Annotated in this window: 4 protein-coding genes; 1 reads left to right on the top strand and 3 read right to left on the bottom strand. The window is 70.8% G+C overall.

What is annotated here, in order from left to right; all coding sequences use genetic code 11:
• The 3 genes from E1298_RS43990 to mtrA form a co-directional block, all read right to left on the bottom strand.
• Positions 1 to 1,078 (bottom strand): LpqB family beta-propeller domain-containing protein (locus E1298_RS43990; protein WP_243726218.1); only part of this gene is annotated, 1,078 nt, incomplete at its 3' end.
• Positions 1,075 to 2,700, bottom strand: a complete 1,626-nt coding sequence (mtrB, locus tag E1298_RS43995) for an MtrAB system histidine kinase MtrB (protein ID WP_131903318.1) — start codon at positions 2,698 to 2,700, stop codon at positions 1,075 to 1,077. The genes mtrB and E1298_RS43990, both read right to left, overlap by 4 nt.
• Before the next feature lie 138 nt (positions 2,701 to 2,838).
• Positions 2,839 to 3,516 carry an MtrAB system response regulator MtrA gene (gene mtrA, locus E1298_RS44000; protein WP_021598338.1) on the bottom strand — a complete coding sequence of 226 codons (678 nt, stop codon included), beginning with the start codon at positions 3,514 to 3,516 and terminating at the stop codon, positions 2,839 to 2,841.
• Between the two features lie 403 nt (positions 3,517 to 3,919).
• Here mtrA and E1298_RS44005 point away from each other — a divergent pair.
• Positions 3,920 to 5,002 (top strand): hypothetical protein (locus E1298_RS44005; protein ID WP_131903319.1); only part of this gene is annotated, 1,083 nt, incomplete at its 3' end.

Here is a 5,002-nt window from a genome sequence, read left to right on the forward strand (position 1 = left end):
CGACGGCGGGGCGGGCCAGACGGCCGGCGGGGCCGGTGACGACGGGCTGGGCGTGGTCGCCCTCCAGGGTGCCGAGGAAGCCGGACGCGCCGGCTACATAGGCGTTCTGGGGTGGCTGTCCCCCGGGGTTCTGGCCGTCCGGGGAGTTGTCGGCCCAGGCGGTCACCGACTGCGTGGAGTCCAGGCCCTCTGGGGTGACGGTCTCGCCGTCGATGCGCAGCCGGAACTGCTTGATGCCGGACAGCTGGCGGAGCGTCCAGCTGAGTTGCGCGGACATGCGCTCGATGCTGCCGCCGCGGGCCTGCTCGGTGAGGTCGACGGTGGCGACGTCCTTTTCGATGCTGAGGCCGCGCAGCCTGGTCTCGGCGGGGAAGGCGTTCTGGACGGCGCCGTTCAGCCAGGAGGTCGGACCGGCGAGGAGCGCTTGGACGAGTTGGGCGGGCAGCGTCTCGCGGTTCACGACCGGGAGGAAGATTCCGTTGGGGACGAGGGTGTGCCGGTCGGGCGCGAAGAAGTAGAGGTTGACGGGGCGCATGGCGCGCTCGACGTCGTCCTTGGTGAGGAGGAGTCCGGACTTCTCCTCACCGGGCAGGCTGGTGATCCGCCAGGCGCCCTGCGGGGTCTTGGCGAGCTGGAACGTGGCGTCGAGGTCTTTGGGGGCGGCGGTGTACTGGCCGTCCGAGCTGATCGTGCCGAGCTGGTCGCCGGTGATGCGGACGCTCGCCTGCCCGTCGGTGGACTTGATGACGTGCGGATCGGTGACGCGGCTCTGCAGGACGGTCACGTAGGGGCGCAGGCCGGGCTTCCAGGAGTTCTGACCGCCGAGGTACTCGCGGGCGACCTCGTGGTCGTCGTCGAAGCTGGCGGAGGCGGCGAGGAAGCCGGAGACGATCTGCTCGGGCCGCCAGCCGGGACGGGGCGGAACGGGGATGAGCCGGACGTACGGGTCGTCGACGCGTTCGGCGCGTTCCGGGGGCTTGCCCGTGACCACCTGGCCGCCGCTCGGGACGTTCGCGCATCCGGCGCCCAGGGCGAGGACGGTGGCCATCGCAGCCGCCGTGCGGAGCCGTCGCGTCACTCTCCCGCCTCCAGTTCGGCGTACAGGGGACGCGCGTCACCGGCCCCTGGAGGGACGAGCGGGAGTGGGGAGCCCCGGAGTTCGGCTCCGGCGACGCGAGGCAGGGACAGGCGGAACTGGGAGCCCGCACCGGGCTCTCCCCATGCCTGGAGCCAGCCGCCGTGCAGTTGGGCGTCCTCCCGGGAGATCGACAGTCCGAGGCCGGTGCCACCGGTGGTGCGGGCGCGCGCGGGGTCGGCGCGCCAGAAGCGGTCGAAGACCATCTGTCCCTCCCCCGGTTTGAGCCCTACGCCGTGGTCGCGCACGGCGACCGCCACCGCATCGCGGTCGGCCGCGATCGAGACGACGATGTCCTCACCCTCGCCGTGCTCGACGGCGTTGACGAGCAGGTTCCGCAGGATGCGCTCGACGCGGCGGCGGTCGACCTCCGCCATGCAGGGCTCACCGGGCAGTTGCAGGACGACCTTGCTGCCCTTGCGCTCGGCGAGGCCCTGGATGTCGCCCACGGTGCGCAGGACGAGGTCGCGCATGTCCAGGGACTCGGCGTCCAGGGTCGCGGCGCCGGCGTCGTGGCGGCTGATCTCCAGCAGGTCGGCCAGGAGGGACTCGAACCGTTCGAGCTGGCTCTGCAGCAGTTCGGCGGACCGGCCCACGGCGTGGTCGTCGAAGGTGTCGCGGTACTCGTAGAGCATGTCGGCCGCGATCCTGATGGTGGTCAGGGGCGTGCGGAGCTCGTGGGAGACGTCCGAGACGAACTGGCGCTGCACCTGGGACAGGTCTTCCAGCTCGCCGATCTTCTCTTGGAGGTTCGCGGCCATGTCGTTGAACGAGCGGGCAAGACGCGCCAGATCGTCCTCTCCGCGGACCCTCATGCGCTCTTCGAGCCGTCCGGCCGCGAGACGTTGCGCCCCCTGCGCGGCCAGCCGGACAGGGATGACGACCTGCCGGGTGACCAGCGAGGCGATAGCGGCCAAGAGGAGCACTAGGACGATGCCCACTCCGGCCATGGAGCGTCCTACGTTGGTCAGGGTGCGCTGCTCCTGCTCCAGGGGGAACAGGTAGTACAGCTCGAACTGGCCGGTTCTGCCGCCCACGATCAGGCCGCGCTCGGACGGGCGGCCACCGACATAGGAGAGCTTGCCGTAGGTGTAGGCACGGGAGCCCGCCGGTGCGTGCTTGAGTTCGTCGCGCAGGCGCCGGGGAACGCTCGCCTGGCGTAGTTCGTTGGTGGCGTATCCGTCGAAGTACGCCTCGGTGGTGTCCCGGATGTAGACCTCGTAGAGCCCGGACGGTCCGCTCCGGGCCTTCAGCCGGTTGACGAGCACGTTCAGGCGGCTGCCGTCCTCGGAGGCGTTTCCGAGGTCGCGCTGCACCTGGGCCAGGCCCTCGTCCAGTTGGAGCCGGGCGGCCTTGACCTTGCCGTCCATGAGAGCGGACGACACCTGCTGCATGAGGAACGCGCCCAGGATCGCCACGACGATCGCCGAAATGAACAACGTGGACGTGACCACCCGTACCTGGATGGAGCGGCGCCAGCGCGTGTAGCCGCGCCTGGCCGCGCCGCGCAGAACGCGCCGCAGGGTGCCCAGCGCGCGCCGCGTGACGCGCTTCGCCCTGCTCATGGCGACGTTCATGGACGTCCAAGACGGCGCCGACCGCGACCGCGGCGACCGGTGGGGTCGCGGCGGTCGGCGGCGGGACGCTGGGTCTGGGTCATCGGTGTGCCGCTCCGGGGGTCACTGGGGGATCCGGGCGGCGGATCAGGCGGGACCGGCCTTGTAGCCGACACCGCGCACGGTGACGACGATCTCCGGACGCTCCGGATCCTTCTCGATCTTGGCGCGGAGCCGCTGCACGTGGACGTTGACGAGGCGCGTGTCGGCGGCGTGGCGGTAGCCCCACACCTGCTCCAGCAGGACCTCGCGGGTGAACACCTGGCGCGGCTTGCGGGCCAGCGCGACCAGGAGGTCGAACTCCAGCGGGGTCAGCGGGATGTGCCGGTCGCCGCGCTTGACCGAGTGCCCGGCCACGTCGATCGTGATGTCGCCGATCTGCAGGGTCTCGGGGGCGGGCTCGTCGGTACGACGCAGGCGCGCGCGCACGCGCGCTACCAACTCCTTCGGTTTGAACGGTTTGACGATGTAGTCGTCGGCGCCCGATTCAAGGCCGAGGACGACATCGACGGTGTCGCTCTTGGCCGTCAGCATGACGATCGGCACGCCCGACTCGGCACGGATCTGGCGGCAGACGTCGATGCCGTCGGCGCCCGGCAGCATCAGGTCGAGCAGCACGAGATCCGGCCGGGTCTCCCGGAACGCCTCCAGCGCCTTGTCACCGTCGTGGACGAACGACGGCTCGAAACCCTCGCCCCTCAGCACGATGCCGAGCATCTCGGCGAGCGCGAGATCGTCGTCGACGACCAGTACACGTCCTCTCATGGCCCTCATCGTCACAAAGTCGGGGTTCGGTGGACTGGGGTGAGACGCTCCGGCCCCACCTCGCCAGGGAGAGATATGCCTTGGCGTGCAAGGTTACCTGCGTTTGCCTCGTACATGACTCCTCCGGCGTCCGGCGACGGGCGCCCGGACCACGTCTGCGCACGCCGTCGCCTTATGCGGCCCTTATACAAGGGCCGAATTGTAAAGGGTGACTCCCGAAACCCGCGCCAGGTTGACCGGGTCCGGCAGGAATCGTCGGCCGGCTCAGCGTGTCGCGCCATAGATCACCACCGACCGGGCCGGGGCGGCGTCCGCGGCGGCCCGCCCGTGACAGGATGACGTGACCGGACGCCCGTCCCCCGCGGCGCCGGGAGACCCCCGCCAGACATCGCAGGGAGCCAAGATGCCGGGACCGGACGGCTGGGACGACGACGTGGACGGCGCCGTCCCGTTCCGCCCCATGTCCATCTCGGAGATGCTGGACGGCTCGATCGCCGGGATGCGGCGGCGCCCGCGGATGACGCTGGGACTGTCGGTGGCGGTCAGTACGGTGATCCAGGTGGCGAGCTCGATCGTCGCGTACTTCTTCATCGGCAACGACGCGCGCGGCGAGGTCACACCGGGGGTGCTGCTGCGCTCGCTCGGCGCGCAGGCGACGCTGGGGGTCGTCGGCCTGGTGCTGTCGGCGTACGGGATCCTGCTGCTGTCGGGGCTGCTGGCACCGATCCTGGGGCGCGAGCTGCTGGGCCTGCCGATCGCGCCCGGGCAGGCGTGGCGGGACGCCCGGCCCCGGCTAGGGCGCCTCGCGGCCACCGCCGGGGTGGTCATGGGGGCACCGCTGCTGGCGCTGGTACTGCCGGTCGTGCCGTTCTTCCTGCTGGTCGCCGTGGACGCGCACCCGGCGCTGGGGGTGGTCGCCGCGCTCGTGGGCTTCCCGCTCGGCATCGGTCTGATGGTGTGGCTGTACATATTGCTCGTCCAGGCCGTACCGGCCGTCGTCTTGGAGCGGCAGACGGTCGGCGGGGCGCTGCGCCGGGCACGGACGCTCTCCAAGAGCCGATGGCTGCGCACCTGCGGGACGCTCCTGCTCGCCCTGCTGGTGACGGTGTTCATGGGGTTCTTCGCCCTGCGCATCCCGTTCCTGATCGTGCAGCTGGTGTTCTTCGGCACCGACCCTGAAGGCGGCGCCGCCGTAGCGGCGCTCGCCCTGGACACGGTCGGACGGATCGTGAGCTGGTCGGTGGTCCTGCCGTTCGACGCGGGCGTCATCACGCTGCTCTATATGGACCGGCGAATGCGTCGCGAAGGGCTCGATCTCGACCTGCGCACCAGAGGCCGCTCGGCCGCCGCCGCAGCATCCGCCTCGTCCTTGGACGGCGGCGCGGAGAACGACCGAGGAGACGGCTTCATCGACCTCTGGCGCCCCAGACCGACAACGGCACCGTCCATGCCACCCCCTATGCCACCCTCCAGACCACCCTTCCCC

This window comes from Actinomadura rubrisoli (assembly GCF_004349215.1).
Lineage (GTDB): Bacteria > Actinomycetota > Actinomycetes > Streptosporangiales > Streptosporangiaceae > Spirillospora > Spirillospora rubrisoli.